Below are 16,294 nucleotides of genomic sequence, written 5' to 3'. Positions count from 1 at the left end.
GAATGTATGCGTGCCTTAGCTGAGTTCATCATGCGCGGCCGCATGCAGGCCACTCTCGTAGTGGCTGGATGTGCGACATTGCCGTTGTTGTATTGGTTGGGTGCTGCCGCTGGAAGCTTCGTGCTTTTGCGGCGCGGATTGACAGACGCCCTCGGCGTTCTGTTGCTGGGACTGCTGCCAGCATTGGTCTGGTGGTTGTATGCCGATGACCCACGGGCACTTCTGGTGCTGCTGGGTTCTTCGGGGCTTGCGTTGGTATTGCGCGCAAGCGAGTCCTGGGTCCGCACGCTGCTGGTCAGCGTAGCCATGGGATTGGTGTTTGCAGTGGTGCTCGGGGCGGTTTTCGCGCCCCAGATCGAGATGCTCGCGCAGGCCTTGATAAAGGTCATGCCAGCGCTTCTCGGCGAGTCTTACCAACAATTGTCGGTAGACGAGCAAGCGCGTTTCGCGTCGCTGATTGCACCCGTCCTGACCGGACTGATTGCGGCCTTGTTGCAGATCCTCAGCGTTGTGAGCCTGATTGTCGGGCGTTACTGGCAGGCGTTGTTGTACAACCCGGGTGGTTTTGGTCGCGAGTTTCGCGCCATTCGAATCCCGCTGGGGCCGGCGATGTTACTGCTGGCGTTGATGCTTCTGGGCCCGAATCTCGGTGCACAGATGGCTATGTTGACGCCGTTGTGCAGTGTACCGCTGGTGTTCGCCGGGCTGGCCCTGATTCATGGGCTGGTGGCGCAAAAGCGACTGGCCGGATTCTGGCTGGTGGGGTTGTACGTCACGCTGTTGCTGTTCATGCAGCTGGTCTATCCGTTGCTCGTGGTCTTGGCCATTGTCGACAGCCTGATTGATTTTCGCGGTCGTCACGTGTCGAAAGACACCGACAGCGCGAACGGTGAAGGTTAAAAGTTAGAGGATTTTCACATGCAACTGATCCTTCTGGAAAAAGTCACCAACCTGGGCAACCTGGGTGACAAAGTAAACGTTAAGGCCGGTTACGGTCGTAACTACCTGCTGCCATACGGCAAGGCTACCGCCGCGACCCCAGCGAACATCGCTGCGTTCGAAGAGCGTCGTGCCGAGCTGGAAAAAGCAGCAGCAGACCGTAAAGCATCGGCTGAAAGCCGTGCTGCCCAACTGGCCGAGCTGGAAGTGACTATCACTGCCACCGCTGGCGACGAAGGCAAGCTGTTCGGTTCGATCGGTACTCACGACATTGCTGACGCACTGACCGCCTCCGGCGTTGAAGTTGCGAAAAGCGAAGTTCGTCTGCCGAACGGCACCATCCGCAACGTAGGCGAATTCGACGTAGCCGTGCACCTGCACGCTGAAGTTGAAGCCACCGTACGCGTTGTCGTGGTAGCAGCTTAAGCAACACCTGATCGGCTGGCGGCTTGCCCGTCAGACGGTTAACATCGGGCACGATCCTGTTTACAGGTCGTGCCCTTTGTCTTTCTGTACTCCCTGCTTTTACCTAACAAACAAGTGGCCATGAACGAAATCTCCGCTCCTGAGCAATACGATCTGCAAACCGCTGCCCTGAAGGTGCCGCCGCATTCCATCGAGGCCGAACAGGCCGTGCTCGGTGGTTTGATGCTGGACAACAACGCCTGGGAACGCGTGCTTGATCAAGTCTCCGACGGCGATTTCTACCGACATGACCACCGTCTGATCTTCCGTGCGATCGCCAAACTGGCCGATCAGAACTCGCCGATCGACGTCGTGACCCTTGCCGAGCAACTGGACAAGGAAGGTCAGACCTCGCAGGTCGGTGGCCTCGGTTACCTTGGCGAACTGGCAAAGAACACGCCGTCCGTCGCCAACATCAAGGCCTATGCGCAGATTGTTCGCCAGCGTGCGACGTTGCGCCAGCTGATCGGCATCAGCACCGAGATCGCCGACAGCGCTTTCAACCCGGAAGGCCGCACCGCCGAGGAAATCCTCGACGAAGCCGAACGCCAGATCTTCGCAATTGCCGAGGCCCGGCCAAAAACCGGCGGCCCGGTAAGCGTGAACGACCTGTTGACCAAGGCCATCGACCGTATCGACACCCTGTTCAACACCGACAACGCGATCACCGGCCTGTCCACCGGCTACACCGACCTCGATGAGAAGACCAGCGGCCTGCAGCCGTCCGACCTGATCATCGTCGCTGGTCGTCCATCGATGGGTAAAACCACCTTCGCCATGAACCTGGTGGAAAACGCCGTACTGCGCAGCGACAAGGCAGTGCTGGTGTACTCCCTCGAGATGCCAGGTGAATCGCTGATCATGCGTATGCTCTCATCGCTTGGGCGTATCGATCAGACCAAGGTGCGTTCCGGTCAGTTGGAGGACGATGACTGGCCGCGCCTGACCTCGGCGGTCAACCTGCTCAACGATCGCAAGCTGTTCATCGATGACACTGCCGGCATCAGCCCGTCGGAAATGCGTGCGCGTACCCGGCGTCTGGCGCGCGAGCACGGTGACATTGGCCTGATCATGATCGACTACCTGCAACTGATGCAGATTCCGGGTTCCGGCGGTGATAACCGGACCAACGAGATTTCCGAAATCTCGCGTTCCCTGAAAGCCCTGGCCAAGGAATTCAACTGCCCGGTGGTCGCACTGTCCCAGCTCAACCGTTCCCTGGAACAGCGACCGAACAAACGTCCGATCAACTCCGACCTCCGGGAATCAGGAGCCATCGAGCAGGATGCTGACGTCATCATGTTTGTGTACCGGGACGAGGTGTATCACCCGGAAACCGAACACAAAGGCATCGCCGAAATCATCATCGGCAAGCAGCGGAACGGCCCGATCGGCTTTATCCGCCTGGCGTTCATCGGCAAATACACACGCTTTGAAAACCTCGCGCCGGGTAGCTATAACTTCGACGACGACGAGTAAGGGCTGGCCGGTGAAAACCGCCAGGCCCTTTCCCGGTTGCCCTTAGTTCGCTGGATTGATGTTGTCGCCAGGGGCAGGGGCGTCGAGCTCCTGAATCGTCAGGGTCTGCATCAGCGCCGCCTCTTCTATCGCCAACTGAGCCTGCAAGTCTTCGCTTTTCGCTTTGTACTCGATCTCGGTCAACTGCCGATCGACGAAGCTGTCATGCAGGTCGGCCAGTCGATCCTGAAACGGCGCACGTTGGTCCTCGAATTGCTGGCGATGTTTATTCGTCAGATAGTCCTTCCAGAATTCCCGGGACAGCAACGCTTCACGCTCCTGCGGCGAATTATCCAGCGCCTTGACCGTGTCATGGGCGTTGTCCAGTTTGTCCTGATCGACCTTGCCCATGTGGGTGAAGCTGGTTTGCTCGGGCTGTCCCGGCAAATCAAGCCGCGCCTTCAGGCCAAAACGATAAGCCAGTCTGATCTCGACCTCCTCTGAGAGACGCAGGCTATGCAGATGCCTGTCTGCCGCAGAGGTGTGCGGATCACGCAAGATGGCTTCGCTGTTCTTGATGTCGAGCGATGCGAACTTGTCGACTTCATGCAAGCGGAACAGGCGTCGGGAGAAGTCTGCCAACTGTTGGCCCTGAGACTGATCCAGCGCTTGAGTCCGTGCCTTGTACGCCATGGACAGGACTTCAAGATTGCCGAAAGAGAATGCCGCGCGGTCACAGCAGGCAGGTTCCCCTGCGCGGTTGAACAGATCGTCGCGCAGGCGCTCCGACTCGGGACTGTTTTCGCTCATGGTATCCAGCACATCCCAGACCCGGCGTTGCTGATCGGTATGGCCGGCACCGCCATGCTTGAGGCGGTTGAGAATTTCGAAGAACGGGTCCGAGCCTTGATGCGCCTTCAATATCTGCCACTGCACGCGTCGGATCGTTGTCTGCTCTTCTGACAAACCTTCCGACCAGCGCTTGAACGGCGAGTCCGCCAGGTTGTTGGCCTGTCTGCGATTGGTCCGAGAGTGCGCGGTGGCGACCAGGCGATTGGGTCGGCCGGGTTCGGTCAGTGCGTGCCTGTTCAATCGTTCGGCATAGTGCTGCACTTGCTCCATCGTCGCATCGGACAACGGGTTGTCGCTCAGGTTGGTCACGTCGTTGATGCGCGTCATCTGCGCCAACCGGGAATCTGTCGGCGCAATGACCGAGTCGGGAATTGTCGTGATCCGATTGCCGGCCAGATTGATCAGGTCGAGCGAAGGTTGCTCGGCCAGCCCGTTCGGCCAGGCGTCGATCCGCGTATTGGCTAAATTCAGCGAACGCATATCGCTGATCAGGCTGAAATCCGGGGCGATGCCCAACGGGTTTTTTTCCAGCATCAACGCTCGCAGCGTCACCCGCTCGGAAAGGATCCGCGCCGTGTCCGGGGTGAGCATGATCTGGTTGTTTTGCAGAAACAGACGCGTCATTGCGTGCATCTCGCCGATGGCGGGGGGCAGGTCGCGCAGTTGATTGTTCGACAGGTCCAGCCAGCGAACATGGCGAAAACCCGACAGGAAGCCTTCGGGAGACGCGCTCAAGTTCATATTGTTGAGTTTCAGTGCACCCACATGGCTGAAATCAACATCCAGGTCCGGCAGGCTTGGCAGGGTCAGGCCGCTCAGATCGAGCATCAGCCCTATGGGCGTGCCGTCGTTTGCCAGTTTCTGCGGCGTTTCACGGCGCCAGCACTGAAAGATCCGGCGCCGTGCTTCATAGCGATCGCCGACTTCGCTCTGGTCCAGGCGCATCTGGTTGGCGCGAACGTAACGCTGCTGCGCGCCGCCACCAGAAAACGACCATGCACCCAATTGATCCTCCAGAACCTGATATTCGCGTTCCAGGCGCAGCAGTTCAGGCTCGGCCCCGGCGCCGAGCGCCCTGATAAATTGCCGGGCCTCTGGCAAGGTTTTGTCCGGGAACATAAGCCGGTAGCGCTCGACTTTAGGGTTTGCGCTATCGAAAGCGCCGGGCGTGGCGAGTGCCAGCAAGTCCGGACGCTCCAGATGCAGGCGTTGCCAGTACGCGTCGAAGTGCTGCCAGTAATCGGCAGGGAACGGATTGCCGTCCAGCAGTGTGACGCCGTTGATCTTCGCGACCGCCTCGAGCTGCTCGGCTGGCGGGTTCAGGTAGGCCGGTGGCACCGCACGCAAGCGGTTGTTGCGCAAATCGAGGATTTTCAGACCTGTGCGGGTCTGCAACCCCGTGGGCCACTGCTCGATGGCGGTGTTGCTCAGGTTAAGCACTTTCAGTGCGGACATGCCTTGCAGGTCGGGCGCAACGCCCAATGTATTGTGCGACAGATCAAGTTGTTCGAGGCGGGTGGGCGCGCTGAGTCGAGCGACGCCTTCAGCGTTGATCTTGATGCGATTGGCGTGCAGGTCCAGCGTGGTCAGATTGTGCATCCCCAGGATCGCAGCGGGGACTTCTCCCAGAGTGGAGCGCACGATGCTCAGATGATTCAGCGCGGAGAAATTGCCGAGGAAGGCTGTGGCAGTGTCGGACCACTCGATCGCCCGCAAATTCAGAGACTCGATATGCTCGAAATCCGCTTTCAATGCCGGCAAGGCTCCGCCTGCCTCTGGCAGCGTAAGCGTGGTCCCGGTTTCCCGGCGCCAGCCACGCAGGATTTCTGCGGACACGTCCTTGGCCCAAGTCCCGGGAGATCCCGCGGCGGTTTGCTGGCTCCAGGTTTTCAGCTCCTGCTTGAGGGTTCCCAGTTGGGTTTCCCGGCGGGTCAGCCCTGCTGCAACGTCGCCCCCGAGCGATTGAATAAACACTTCGATCCCGGCCTGGTCCATTGCTGGAAACAGTTTGCGAGCGCGGCTTTGCGCACTGCGCAGATGTTGATTCACCGCGGCGCCCAGTTGCCTGCGCCAGGAGCGCTCCTGGCCGCTGAACATCCCGCCCGCACCGCCAACAATCAGGCCGGTCCAGCCGATCTGCCGGTTGAAAAACACCGGCTCCGATTTGCCCGGTCGCGTGGCGACGTAACGGTTATTTTCGTCACTGGCGACGGGGTCCGCGGGCCGGACGATGCGCATCACGGCCAGCTCGGGCGATGACGCATCGAGATCATGCATGACTTGATAGGCCTGATCCTCGATGACCGCATACACGCGCTTTTCGAAGTGATAGAGCCCGGCACTGTCAGGTTGCGCGGCGCCGAAGTCCAGCGCCGTGCGGTAGTCCTGGAGGCGGCTGGCCGATAGCGCGAAGGTCATCGCTTCCAACTGTTGCAGCGGATGCCAGAGGCCGGTTTCCGGGTCACGCAGCAAATCAGGCCCGGAGGCCTTCTGTTCACTCTGCAGTTTGGCCCGGTACAGACCGCTCTCAGGATCGCGACCTACGTGCAGGGTGCTGCCATCGTAGCCGTCGACGAACAGGCGACCCTTGAAACTGCGCAGGCCCTGAGCATCCGCCGCCGGCAGGTGATTGGCGTTGGGAACCCGGTAGTCCTCCAGCGGGCGGCGCAGTGGCCTGGATTCAATCTCGGAGGGCGACAGTTCGTTGATGGTCAGCGATGACTCCGGGAGGATTGCATCCAGGTCGGTGTCGGCCGGTCCTTTGTTGTGTCCGCGCGGTTTTTGTCCGGGGCTGAAAATCGAAGTGTCAGGTTCGAAATGGCCCGGCGCGCCGATGCGCGGCGGGGTTTCATTCCCGGGGCGGAGGGGCGGTGTGTGCACCTCGACGTGGGTACTGCCCCTGACAGGCGGTTTCAATGGCATGTTTGTTCATCCTTGTGTGTAGGCGCATCCGTCGAAAAGAGACTGACGAGCGTTCGGCTTCATTGCCGGTTTTGCAGCGACTGGGTGGAGTTGGGCGGGGGCAAAGAGAAACCGACCATTGCCGTCGGAATTGGTTAATTTTTGTGCTATATTCCGCGCCCGCGATTTTTCATCTCAACACCGGTCGTCGACATGCAAACAGCCAAGCCGTTATTTGACTATCCAAAATACTGGGCCGAATGTTTCGGCCCAGCGCCATTCCTGCCGATGAGCAGGGAGGAGATGGATCAGCTTGGCTGGGATTCCTGCGACATCATCATTGTTACCGGAGATGCCTACGTCGATCATCCGTCGTTCGGCATGGCGATCATCGGCCGGCTGCTGGAGTCGCAAGGCTTTCGCGTCGGGATCATTGCCCAGCCGAACTGGCAGTCCAAAGATGACTTCATGAAGCTCGGCGAGCCGAACCTGTTCTTCGGCGTCGCGGCCGGCAACATGGACTCGATGATCAACCGCTACACCGCTGACAAGAAAATCCGCTCCGACGACGCCTACACCCCTGGCGGTATGGCCGGCAAGCGTCCGGATCGCGCCAGCCTGGTCTACAGCCAGCGCTGCAAGGAAGCCTACAAAAACGTACCGATCGTGCTCGGCGGCATCGAAGCTTCCCTGCGCCGCATCGCGCACTACGATTACTGGCAGGATCGCGTGCGTAACTCGATCCTGATCGACGCCTGCGCCGACATCCTGCTGTACGGCAACGCCGAGCGGGCAATTGTCGAAGTCGCCCAGCGTCTGTCCTACGGTCACAAGATCGAAGACATCACCGACGTGCGCGGCACCGCGTTCATCCGTCGTGACACGCCGGCGGGCTGGTACGAAGTCGATTCCACGCGCATCGACCGTCCGGGCAAGGTCGACAAGATCATCAACCCGTATGTGAATACCCAAGACACTCAGGCTTGCGCAATCGAGCAGGAAAAGGGCCCGGTTGAAGATCCGCAGGAAGCCAAGGTCGTACAGATCCTGGCCAGCCCGCGCATGACTCGCGACAAGACGGTGATCCGTCTGCCGTCGATGGAAAAAGTCCGTGGCGATGCGGTGCTCTACGCTCACGCCAACCGCGTACTCCATCTCGAAACCAACCCGGGTAACGCCCGCGCGCTGGTGCAGAAGCACGGCGAAGTCGACGTCTGGTTCAACCCGCCGCCGATTCCGATGACCACTGAAGAAATGGACTACGTGTTCGGCATGCCTTACGCACGGGTTCCGCACCCTGCTTACGGCAAGGAAAAGATCCCCGCCTACGACATGATCCGTTTCTCGGTGAACATCATGCGTGGCTGCTTCGGCGGCTGCACCTTCTGCTCGATCACCGAGCACGAAGGCCGGATCATCCAGAACCGGTCCGAAGAGTCGATCATTCGCGAGATCGAAGAGATCCGCGACAAGGTTCCGGGCTTCACCGGTGTCATCTCCGACCTCGGCGGCCCGACCGCGAACATGTATCGCATTGCGTGCAAGAGCCCGGAAATCGAATCCGCGTGCCGCAAGCCGTCCTGCGTATTCCCCGGCATCTGCCCGAACCTGAACACCGACCACTCGTCGCTGATTCAGCTGTACCGCAGCGCCCGTGCATTGCCGGGTGTGAAGAAAATCCTGATCGCTTCCGGCCTGCGCTATGACCTCGCGGTCGAGTCGCCGGAGTACGTCAAAGAGCTGGTGACCCACCACGTCGGTGGTTACCTGAAGATCGCCCCGGAACACACCGAGGAAGGTCCGCTCAACCAGATGATGAAACCGGGCATCGGCAGCTATGACAAGTTCAAGCGCATGTTCGAGAAGTACACCAAGGAAGCCGGCAAAGAGCAGTACCTGATTCCGTACTTCATCGCCGCGCACCCGGGCACCACCGACGAAGACATGATGAACCTGGCTCTGTGGCTCAAAGGCAACGGCTTCCGTGCTGACCAGGTGCAGGCGTTTTATCCTTCGCCGATGGCCACCGCCACCGCGATGTACCACTCGGGCAAGAACCCGCTGCGCAAGGTCAGCTACAAGAGCGACAGCGTGACCATTGTCAAGAGCGAAGAGCAGCGTCGTCTGCACAAGGCGTTCCTGCGTTATCACGATCCGAAAGGCTGGCCGATGCTGCGTGAAGCTCTGATCCGCATGGGCCGTTCCGACCTGATCGGGCCAGGCAAGACCCAGTTGATTCCGGCACATCAACCGGCGACTGACAGCTACCAGAGCGCCCGTCGCAAGAACTCGACGCCGGCTGGCAGCCACAAGGTTGCGGGTGAGAAGACCACCAAGATCCTCACCCAGCACACCGGTTTGCCACCGCGTGCCAGTGATGGCGGTAATTCGTGGGACAAGCGCGAACAGGCCAAGGCCGCGGCATTTGCCCGCAACCAGCAAGCGGCCAAGGATCGCAAGGACGCAGCGAAGGGCAAAGGGCCGAAACCGGCACGCAAGCCTGTAGTGCCGCGCTGAGCCTTTGTTGAAGTGAACAGAACGCCAACCTTCGGGTTGGCGTTTTGCGTTTCCGGGTTCAAGAGTTGTGCTGAAGCCATCGGCCTCATCGCTGGCAAGCCAGCTCCCACAGGGTTATCTGTCGCTCACAAAACTGTGGCCACTGAAGATCCCTGTGGGAGCTGGCTTGCCAGCGATGGCGTCGGATCAGGCAACGCATGAACAACTGCTCGCAACATTTGCGTGCAACTGTCACCAACCATTTCCTCGCATCGCCCGTTTTTGGTGCTGTACTGCCCTGAGCATTTCCGGAAAAGCGCCCAGGCCTGTGCATGGCATAACTCTTGCGCGCTTTCCAATACGCTTAGGCTCGCAGGAGGCACGCCGTGTCGATTCATGTCGCATTGCATCACGTCACGCATTACCGCTACGACCGCGCTGTCGAGCTCGGTCCGCAGATCGTTCGCCTGCGCCCGGCCGCCCACAGCCGCACGCGGATTCTCTCGTATGCGTTGAAAGTCTCGCCCGAGCAGCACTTCATCAACTGGCAGCAAGACCCGCAGGGCAACTACCTTGCGCGGCTGGTGTTCCCCGAGAAGACCGACGAGCTGCGCATCGAAGTCGACCTGCTCGCGGAAATGGCCGTGTTCAACCCGTTCGACTTCTTCCTCGAACCCTACGCCGAGAAAATCCCCTTCGATTACGCCGCCGATGAGCGCAAAGAGCTGGCGCCGTACCTCGAAACCCTGCCGCTGACCCCGGCATTCAAGGCCTACCTCGACAGGATCGACCGCACGCCGCTGCCAGCCGTGGATTTCCTCGTCGCGCTGAATCAGCGTCTGAGCGAAGACATCAGCTACCTGATCCGCATGGAGCCGGGCGTGCAAACCCCGGAACACACCCTCGAACACGCCTCCGGTTCCTGCCGCGACTCGGCATGGCTGCTGGTGCAACTGCTGCGCAATCTCGGACTGGCCGCGCGTTTCGTCTCCGGTTACCTGATTCAACTGACGGCAGATGTGAAAAGCCTCGACGGGCCGTCCGGCACCGAAGTGGATTTCACCGATCTGCATGCCTGGTGCGAAGTGTATTTGCCCGGCGCCGGCTGGATCGGTCTCGACGCGACGTCCGGGCTGTTCGCCGGTGAAGGGCATATTCCGTTGGCCTGTAGTCCCGATCCGTCATCGGCGGCGCCGATCAGTGGTTTGGTCGAACCGTGCGAGACGCAATTCACCCATGAAATGTCGGTAGAGCGGATCTGGGAGGCGCCGCGGGTCACCAAGCCCTATACCGACGAGCAATGGCTGGCGATTCAGGCGTTAGGCCGTCAGATCGATGCTGACCTGCTGGAAGGCGACGTGCGTCTGACCATGGGCGGTGAACCGACTTTCGTCTCCATCGACGATCCCGACGGCGCCGAATGGAACACCGCCGCCCTTGGCGCGGACAAGCGCAAACTTTCCGCCGAGTTATTCCAGCGCATGCGCACACATTACGCGCCCAACGGATTGGTGCATTTCGGTCAGGGCAAATGGTATCCGGGCGAACAACTGCCGCGCTGGTCGCTCAATTGCTATTGGCGCCGCGACGGAGTGCCGATCTGGCACAACAGCGCATTGATTGCCGACGAACAGCAGGACTACGGCGCCGATGGCGCTCTGGCCGGACGCTTTCTGGCGAGTGTCGCCGAGCGTTTGAAGTTGCCGGCGCGATTCGTGTTTCCTGCTTATGAAGACAATTTCTATTACCTCTGGCGCGAGGGCGCGCTGCCGAGCAACGTCAGCGCCGAAGACTCACGCCTGGAAGAGCCCCTCGAGCGTGCGCGGCTGCGCAAGGTGTTCAGCCAAGGCCTCGACAAGGTTATCGGCCAGGTGCTGCCACTGGCGCGCACTGCCAAGGGCGATCAGTGGCAGAGCGGCCGCTGGTACCTGCGTGACGAACATTGCCGGCTGGTGCCCGGGGATTCGGCGCTCGGCTATCGCCTGCCATTGGCTTCGCAACCGTGGGTGAAAGCGGCCGAGTATCCGTTCATCCATCCGAACGATCCAAATCAGGATTTCCCGGCGCTGCCCGACCCTGCGCAACTCGCCAGTCATGGCGCATCGGCCACTGTTGATGAACGCGTGCCGAAGATCGACGAATCCGCCGACTGGCTGACCCGCACGGCCTTCTGCGCCGAGGCGCGCGAAGGCCGTTTGTACCTGTTCATGCCGCCACTGGAGCAAGTCGAGGATTACCTGGAACTGGTCGCCGCCATCGAAGCCACCGCTGAAGAACTGCGCTGCCCGGTGCTATTGGAAGGCTACGAGCCACCGAGCGATCCGCGGCTGAGCAACTTCCGTATCACCCCGGATCCGGGCGTGATCGAGGTCAATGTGCAGCCGTCCGCGACTTGGGACGAGTTGGTCGAACGCACCGAATTTCTCTACGAAGAAGCCCGGCAAACCCGTCTGACCACCGAGAAGTTCATGATCGACGGCCGCCACACCGGCACGGGCGGCGGCAACCATTTCGTCCTCGGCGGCGCGACACCGGCGGACTCACCGTTTCTGCGGCGTCCCGATCTGTTGCGCAGCCTGATCAGTTACTGGCACAACCATCCTTCGTTGTCCTACCTGTTTTCCGGGCTGTTCATCGGCCCGACTTCGCAGGCGCCTCGCGTGGACGAGGCGCGTAATGACGCGTTGTATGAGCTGGAAATCGCTTTTGCGCAGATGCCCGAACCGGGTGAGGAGTGCGCGCCGTGGCTGGTGGATCGGCTACTGCGCAATTTGCTAATCGACGTCACCGGCAATACCCATCGCGCCGAATTCTGCATCGACAAACTCTATTCACCGGACGGTGCGACCGGGCGTCTCGGCTTGCTTGAGCTGCGCGCGTTCGAAATGCCGCCGCATGCGCGCATGAGTCTGGCGCAGCAACTGTTGCTGCGAGCGCTGGTGGCGCGCTTCTGGCGTGAGCCTTACGCGCCGCCGAAACTCGCGCGTTGGGGCACTGAACTGCACGACCGGTTCCTGCTGCCGCATTTCATTGAGCAGGACTTCGCCGACGTCATCGTTGAGCTGAACAACGCCGGTTATCCACTGCGCGCCGAATGGTTTGCCGCGCATCAGGAGTTCCGCTTTCCCAAGGTCGGCGATTACGCCGTCAACGGCATCGAACTCGAGCTGCGACAGGCGCTTGAGCCTTGGCATGTGCTGGGCGAGGAGGGCGCGGTGGGCGGCACGGTGCGTTATGTCGATTCATCGCTGGAGCGCTTGCAGGTCAAGCTCAAAGGCTTGCCGCCGCAACGTTATCTGCTGACCTGCAACGGCGTTGCGGTGCCGCTGCAATCGACCGGGCGCGTTGGCGAGTTCGTGGCTGGTGTGCGTTTTCGCGCCTGGCAACCGGCCAACTGCCTGCAACCGACTATCCCGGTGCATGCGCCGCTGGTGTTCGACCTGCTCGATACCTGGATGCAGCGTTCGCTGGGTGGCTGCCAGTACCACGTCGCCCATCCGGGCGGCCGCAATTACGAGACGCTGCCAGTGAATGCCAACGAAGCCGAGAGCCGACGCATGGCGCGTTTCTTCCGCATCGGACACACGCCGGGAAAACTTCCTGTACCGATTCTGGAAACGACTGACGAGCTACCGATGACGCTCGATTTACGACGTTTCTAAGTCGTACACGACGCCCGGATTTTTCGTATATCCGGGTGTCATGTGCCTGCGTTAGTCTGACCGTTCCCTGCTGGCTGCCGAGCTTTCCATGCCTGACCTGCTTGACCGCTACCCGCTGACCGCGGGCACTTACCACGAACTGCTCGACGACAGCGGAGCCGTGCGCCCGCACTGGCGGCGGCTGTTCGACCAATTGCAGCGCAGTACCCCAGCGCAACTGGTGCAGCGTCAGGCATTGCTGGCGCGGCAGATTCAGGAAAATGGCGTCACCTATAACGTGTATGCCGACCCCAAAGGCGCCGACCGCCCGTGGGAGCTGGATCTGCTGCCGCATGTGATTGCGGCGGATGAGTGGCACCAGTTGTCGGCGGGGATCGCCCAGCGTGCGCGGCTGCTCAACGCAGTGTTGGCGGATCTGTATGGGCCGCAGAAATTGATCAGCGAAGGTTTGCTACCGGCAGAACTGGTGTTCGGGCACAACAACTTCCTTTGGCCGTGTCAGGGCATCTCGCCGCCTGACGGAGCGTTTCTGCATCTGTACGCCGTGGATCTGGCACGCACGCCGGATGGCCGTTGGTGGGTGACGGCGGATCGTACCCAGGCGCCGTCCGGTGCCGGTTATGCGCTGGAAAACCGCACCATCGTGTCACGGGCGTTTCCCGAGCTGTATCGCGATCTGAAAGTGCAGCATCTGGCCGGATTCTTTCGGACCTTGCAGGAGACGCTGGCGCGGCAGGCGCCGAGCGACGATGAAGCGCCGCTGATCGTGCTGCTGACGCCGGGGCGTTTCAACGAAAGCTATTTCGAGCACCTGTATCTGGCGCGCCAGCTCGGCTATCCGCTGGTCGAGGGCGGCGACCTGACGGTGCGCGATGCCACGGTCTACCTGAAAACCCTCAGCGGTCTGCGTCGGGTGCACGCGATCATGCGCCGGCTCGACGATGATTTCTGCGACCCGCTGGAGCTGCGCACCGATTCGGCACTGGGCGTGCCCGGTCTGCTCGAAGCGGTGCGTCAGGGGCGGGTGCTGGTGGCCAACGCGCTAGGCAGCGGCGTGCTGGAATCGCCGGGGCTGCTGGGGTTTCTGCCGAAGATCAATCAATACCTGTTCGGCGAGGAGCTGATCCTGCCGTCCATTGCGACCTGGTGGTGTGGCGAGCCGCCGGTGTTGGCCCAAGCGTTGGAAAAATTGCCGGAGTTGCTGATCAAACCGGCATTCCCCTCGCAAAGCTTCGCTCCTGTGTTTGGCCGGGATCTGAGCGAAAACCAGCGCCAAGAGCTCGCCGAGCGCATGCGTGCACGGCCTTACGCTTATGTCGCGCAAGAATTGGCTCAGCTGTCTCATGCGCCCATCTGGCAGCCCGAGGACGATCAACTGCAACCTCGGGCTATCGGCATGCGCATGTATGCGGTGGCCAGTCGTGACGGCTACCGGGTGTTGCCGGGAGGCCTGACCCGGGTCGCCGCTGACGCCGATGCCGAAGTGGTGTCGATGCAACGCGGCGGCGCGAGCAAGGACACCTGGGTGCTGGGTGACCGACCTCCCAGCGGCGAACAGTGGAAGGCCCAGCGCAATATCGGTGTGCATGATCTGGTGCGGCGCGATCCGTATTTGCCGTCGCGGGTGGTGGAGAACCTGTTCTGGTTTGGCCGTTACTGTGAGCGCTGTGACGACAGTGCGCGGCTGTTGCGCATCATGCTCGCACGCTACGTCGACGGCGATGATCCATTGGCCCTGCAAGCAGCGGTGGAACTCGGCGAACGGCTGATGCTGCTGCCCGAAGAAGGCGAACTGCCGGAGCGCTTGCTCGCGGCGCTGCTCGGTGATGACTGGTCGTTCAGCCTGCGCTCCAACCTGCAACGTTTGCAGTGGGCGGCTTCGCAGGTACGCGGCAAGCTCTCGCGGGAAAACTGGCAGGCACTGGTCGAGTTGCAGCGCGAAGCCATGGAGCTGGAAACCGACGATCCAGACTTCGGCGAACTGCTGGATTTCCTCAACCGCTTGGTAATGTCGCTGGCGGCGCTGTCCGGTTTTGCTCTGGACGACATGACCCGTGACGAAGGCTGGCGTTTTTTGATGATCGGCCGGCGGATTGAACGGCTGCAGTTTCTCAGCAGCAGTCTGGCGGGATTCCTGCGCGGTGCCGGTGCGTTTGATCAGGCCGGGCTTGAGTGGTTGCTGGAACTGGGTAACAGCAGCATTACTTACCGCTCGCGCTATCTGGCGGTGGCGCAGTTGATCCCCGTGCTCGACTTGTTGCTGCTCGACGAGCAGAACCCGCATGCGGTGCTGTTCCAGCTGAAACTGGTGACGCGCACCGTCAAGCGTTTGAACCAGGATTTCGCTGCACCGCGGGAAGCGGTATTGCCGGAATTGGTCGAGCGTCTGGCGCATTTTGATTTCGGTTGCCTGGAGAATCCTTTGTTCGGCGAAACCAGCGTACGTGCGGCACTCGATGGTCTGGCGGATCTGTTGCAGGAAATCGCCGATGCCAGCGGCCAAGTCTCTGATCGACTGGCGCTGCGTCATTTCGCGCATGTCGATGATGTCAGCCAACGCACGGTGTCCGTCTGATGAGCGCGCATTACCAGATCCTCCACGACACCTGCTACCACTACGACAGCCCGGTGTCCCTCGCTCAGCAATTGGCGCACCTGTGGCCGCGTGAGTGCGCGTGGCAGCGCTGCACTGAACAACAACTGCTGATCAGCCCCCAGCCCTCCGCACGCCGGGATGAGCTGGACGTGTTCGGCAATCCGCTGACGCGGCTGGCTTTCGAACGGCCGCATGATGAATTGCAGGTCAACGCCCGCCTCACCGTTGAAGTGCTGGCGCGACCGACATTGGATTTCAGCCTGTCACCGGCGTGGGAACTGACGCGCAATGCACTGACTTACAGCAGCCAGCCGTTGTCCGCTGATGTACTCGAGGCTTGCCGTTATCGTTTTCAGTCACCCTATGTTCACTTGAAGCGCAGCTTCGTCGAGTTCTCTGAAAGTTGTTTTCCAGCCGGAAGACCACTGATGCTCGGCGTGCAGGCGTTGATGCAGAAGATATTCAGGGAATTCACTTTCGATGCCGAAGCCACCCAGGTCGCAACGCCACTGGTCGAAGTGCTGGAGCGGCGGCGCGGAGTGTGTCAGGACTTTGCGCACTTGATGCTCGCTTGCGTGCGTTCCCGAGGGCTGGCAGCGCGTTATGTCAGCGGCTATCTGCTGACGCAGCCGCCACCGGGGCAGCCACGGCTGATCGGCGCCGATGCGTCCCACGCCTGGGTTTCGGTGTATTGCCCGGTGCTGGGTTGGGTGGATTTCGATCCGACGAACAATGTGCAACCGGCACTGGAACACATCACCCTGGCCTGGGGCCGGGACTTTTCCGATGTATCGCCGTTGCGCGGGGTGATTCTGGGGGGAGGGAGCCATGATCCGGAAGTGCGGGTCACGGTGATGCCGCTGGAGTAAGGACGATTTATTGTGGGAAGCTTTTGTGGGGAGCTTTTGTGGCGAGGGAGCTTGCT

8 protein-coding genes are annotated in these 16,294 nt (G+C 60.8%); 7 read left to right on the top strand and 1 reads right to left on the bottom strand.

Going from position 1 to position 16,294, the window contains the following annotated elements; all coding sequences use genetic code 11:
• Positions 1 to 6: 6 nt before the first annotated feature.
• The 3 genes from ACP7BN_RS25595 to dnaB all read left to right on the top strand — a co-directional run bounded on the left by ACP7BN_RS25595 (position 7) and on the right by dnaB (position 2,883).
• Entirely contained in the window at positions 7 to 900 is an 894-nt protein-coding gene (locus ACP7BN_RS25595) for a hypothetical protein (RefSeq protein WP_420647024.1), read from the top strand.
• 18 nt (positions 901 to 918) lie between these two features.
• Positions 919 to 1,365, top strand: coding sequence for a 50S ribosomal protein L9 (gene rplI, locus ACP7BN_RS25590; protein ID WP_008078307.1), 447 nt, complete (start codon positions 919 to 921; stop codon positions 1,363 to 1,365).
• Between the two features lie 120 nt (positions 1,366 to 1,485).
• Positions 1,486 to 2,883: a replicative DNA helicase gene (gene dnaB / locus ACP7BN_RS25585; protein ID WP_420647025.1), complete on the top strand. Its 1,398-nt coding sequence runs from the start codon at positions 1,486 to 1,488 to the stop codon at positions 2,881 to 2,883.
• Positions 2,884 to 2,925: 42 nt separating this feature from the next.
• Here dnaB and ACP7BN_RS25580 read toward each other — a convergent pair whose 3' ends face one another.
• Entirely contained in the window at positions 2,926 to 6,636 is a 3,711-nt protein-coding gene (locus tag ACP7BN_RS25580) for an NEL-type E3 ubiquitin ligase domain-containing protein (protein WP_426206603.1), read from the bottom strand.
• A gap of 192 nt (positions 6,637 to 6,828) precedes the next feature.
• Between ACP7BN_RS25580 and ACP7BN_RS25575 the strand changes: the two genes are divergently transcribed.
• The 4 genes from ACP7BN_RS25575 (at position 6,829) to ACP7BN_RS25560 (ending at position 16,238) form a co-directional block, all read left to right on the top strand.
• The gene (locus ACP7BN_RS25575) at positions 6,829 to 9,132 is read left to right on the top strand and encodes a YgiQ family radical SAM protein (RefSeq protein ID WP_426206602.1); all 2,304 of its coding nucleotides are present in this window, start codon (positions 6,829 to 6,831) and stop codon (positions 9,130 to 9,132) included.
• A gap of 365 nt (positions 9,133 to 9,497) precedes the next feature.
• A complete protein-coding gene (locus ACP7BN_RS25570) occupies positions 9,498 to 12,773 on the top strand; it encodes a DUF2126 domain-containing protein (protein ID WP_426206601.1) in 3,276 nt (1,091 codons plus the stop codon).
• Between the two features lie 88 nt (positions 12,774 to 12,861).
• Entirely contained in the window at positions 12,862 to 15,348 is a 2,487-nt protein-coding gene (locus tag ACP7BN_RS25565; RefSeq protein ID WP_426206600.1) for a circularly permuted type 2 ATP-grasp protein, read from the top strand.
• A complete protein-coding gene (locus ACP7BN_RS25560) occupies positions 15,348 to 16,238 on the top strand; it encodes a transglutaminase family protein (protein WP_426206599.1) in 891 nt (296 codons plus the stop codon). The genes ACP7BN_RS25565 and ACP7BN_RS25560 overlap by 1 nt, the downstream gene beginning before the upstream one ends.
• Positions 16,239 to 16,294 lie beyond the last annotated feature (56 nt).

Origin of the sequence: Pseudomonas sp. TWP3-1, assembly GCF_049896625.1 — a bacterium.
Classification (GTDB): domain Bacteria; phylum Pseudomonadota; class Gammaproteobacteria; order Pseudomonadales; family Pseudomonadaceae; genus Aquipseudomonas.
Note: the sequence above shows the minus strand (reverse complement) of the source record. Positions and strands in the feature narration are given on the sequence as shown.

Bases quoted from the DNA above. Each gene is read 5' to 3' on its own strand.
- ACP7BN_RS25595 (WP_420647024.1), top strand. From the start codon at position 7: ATGCGTGCCTTAGCTGAGTTCATCATGCGCGGCCGCATGCAGGCCACT.
- ACP7BN_RS25560 (WP_426206599.1), top strand. From the start codon at position 15,348: ATGAGCGCGCATTACCAGATCCTCCACGACACCTGCTACCACTACGAC.
- dnaB (WP_420647025.1), top strand. From the start codon at position 1,486: ATGAACGAAATCTCCGCTCCTGAGCAATACGATCTGCAAACCGCTGCC.
- ACP7BN_RS25565 (WP_426206600.1), top strand. From the start codon at position 12,862: ATGCCTGACCTGCTTGACCGCTACCCGCTGACCGCGGGCACTTACCAC.
- ACP7BN_RS25575 (WP_426206602.1), top strand. From the start codon at position 6,829: ATGCAAACAGCCAAGCCGTTATTTGACTATCCAAAATACTGGGCCGAA.
- ACP7BN_RS25580 (WP_426206603.1), bottom strand. From the start codon at position 6,636: ATGCCATTGAAACCGCCTGTCAGGGGCAGTACCCACGTCGAGGTGCAC.
- rplI (WP_008078307.1), top strand. From the start codon at position 919: ATGCAACTGATCCTTCTGGAAAAAGTCACCAACCTGGGCAACCTGGGT.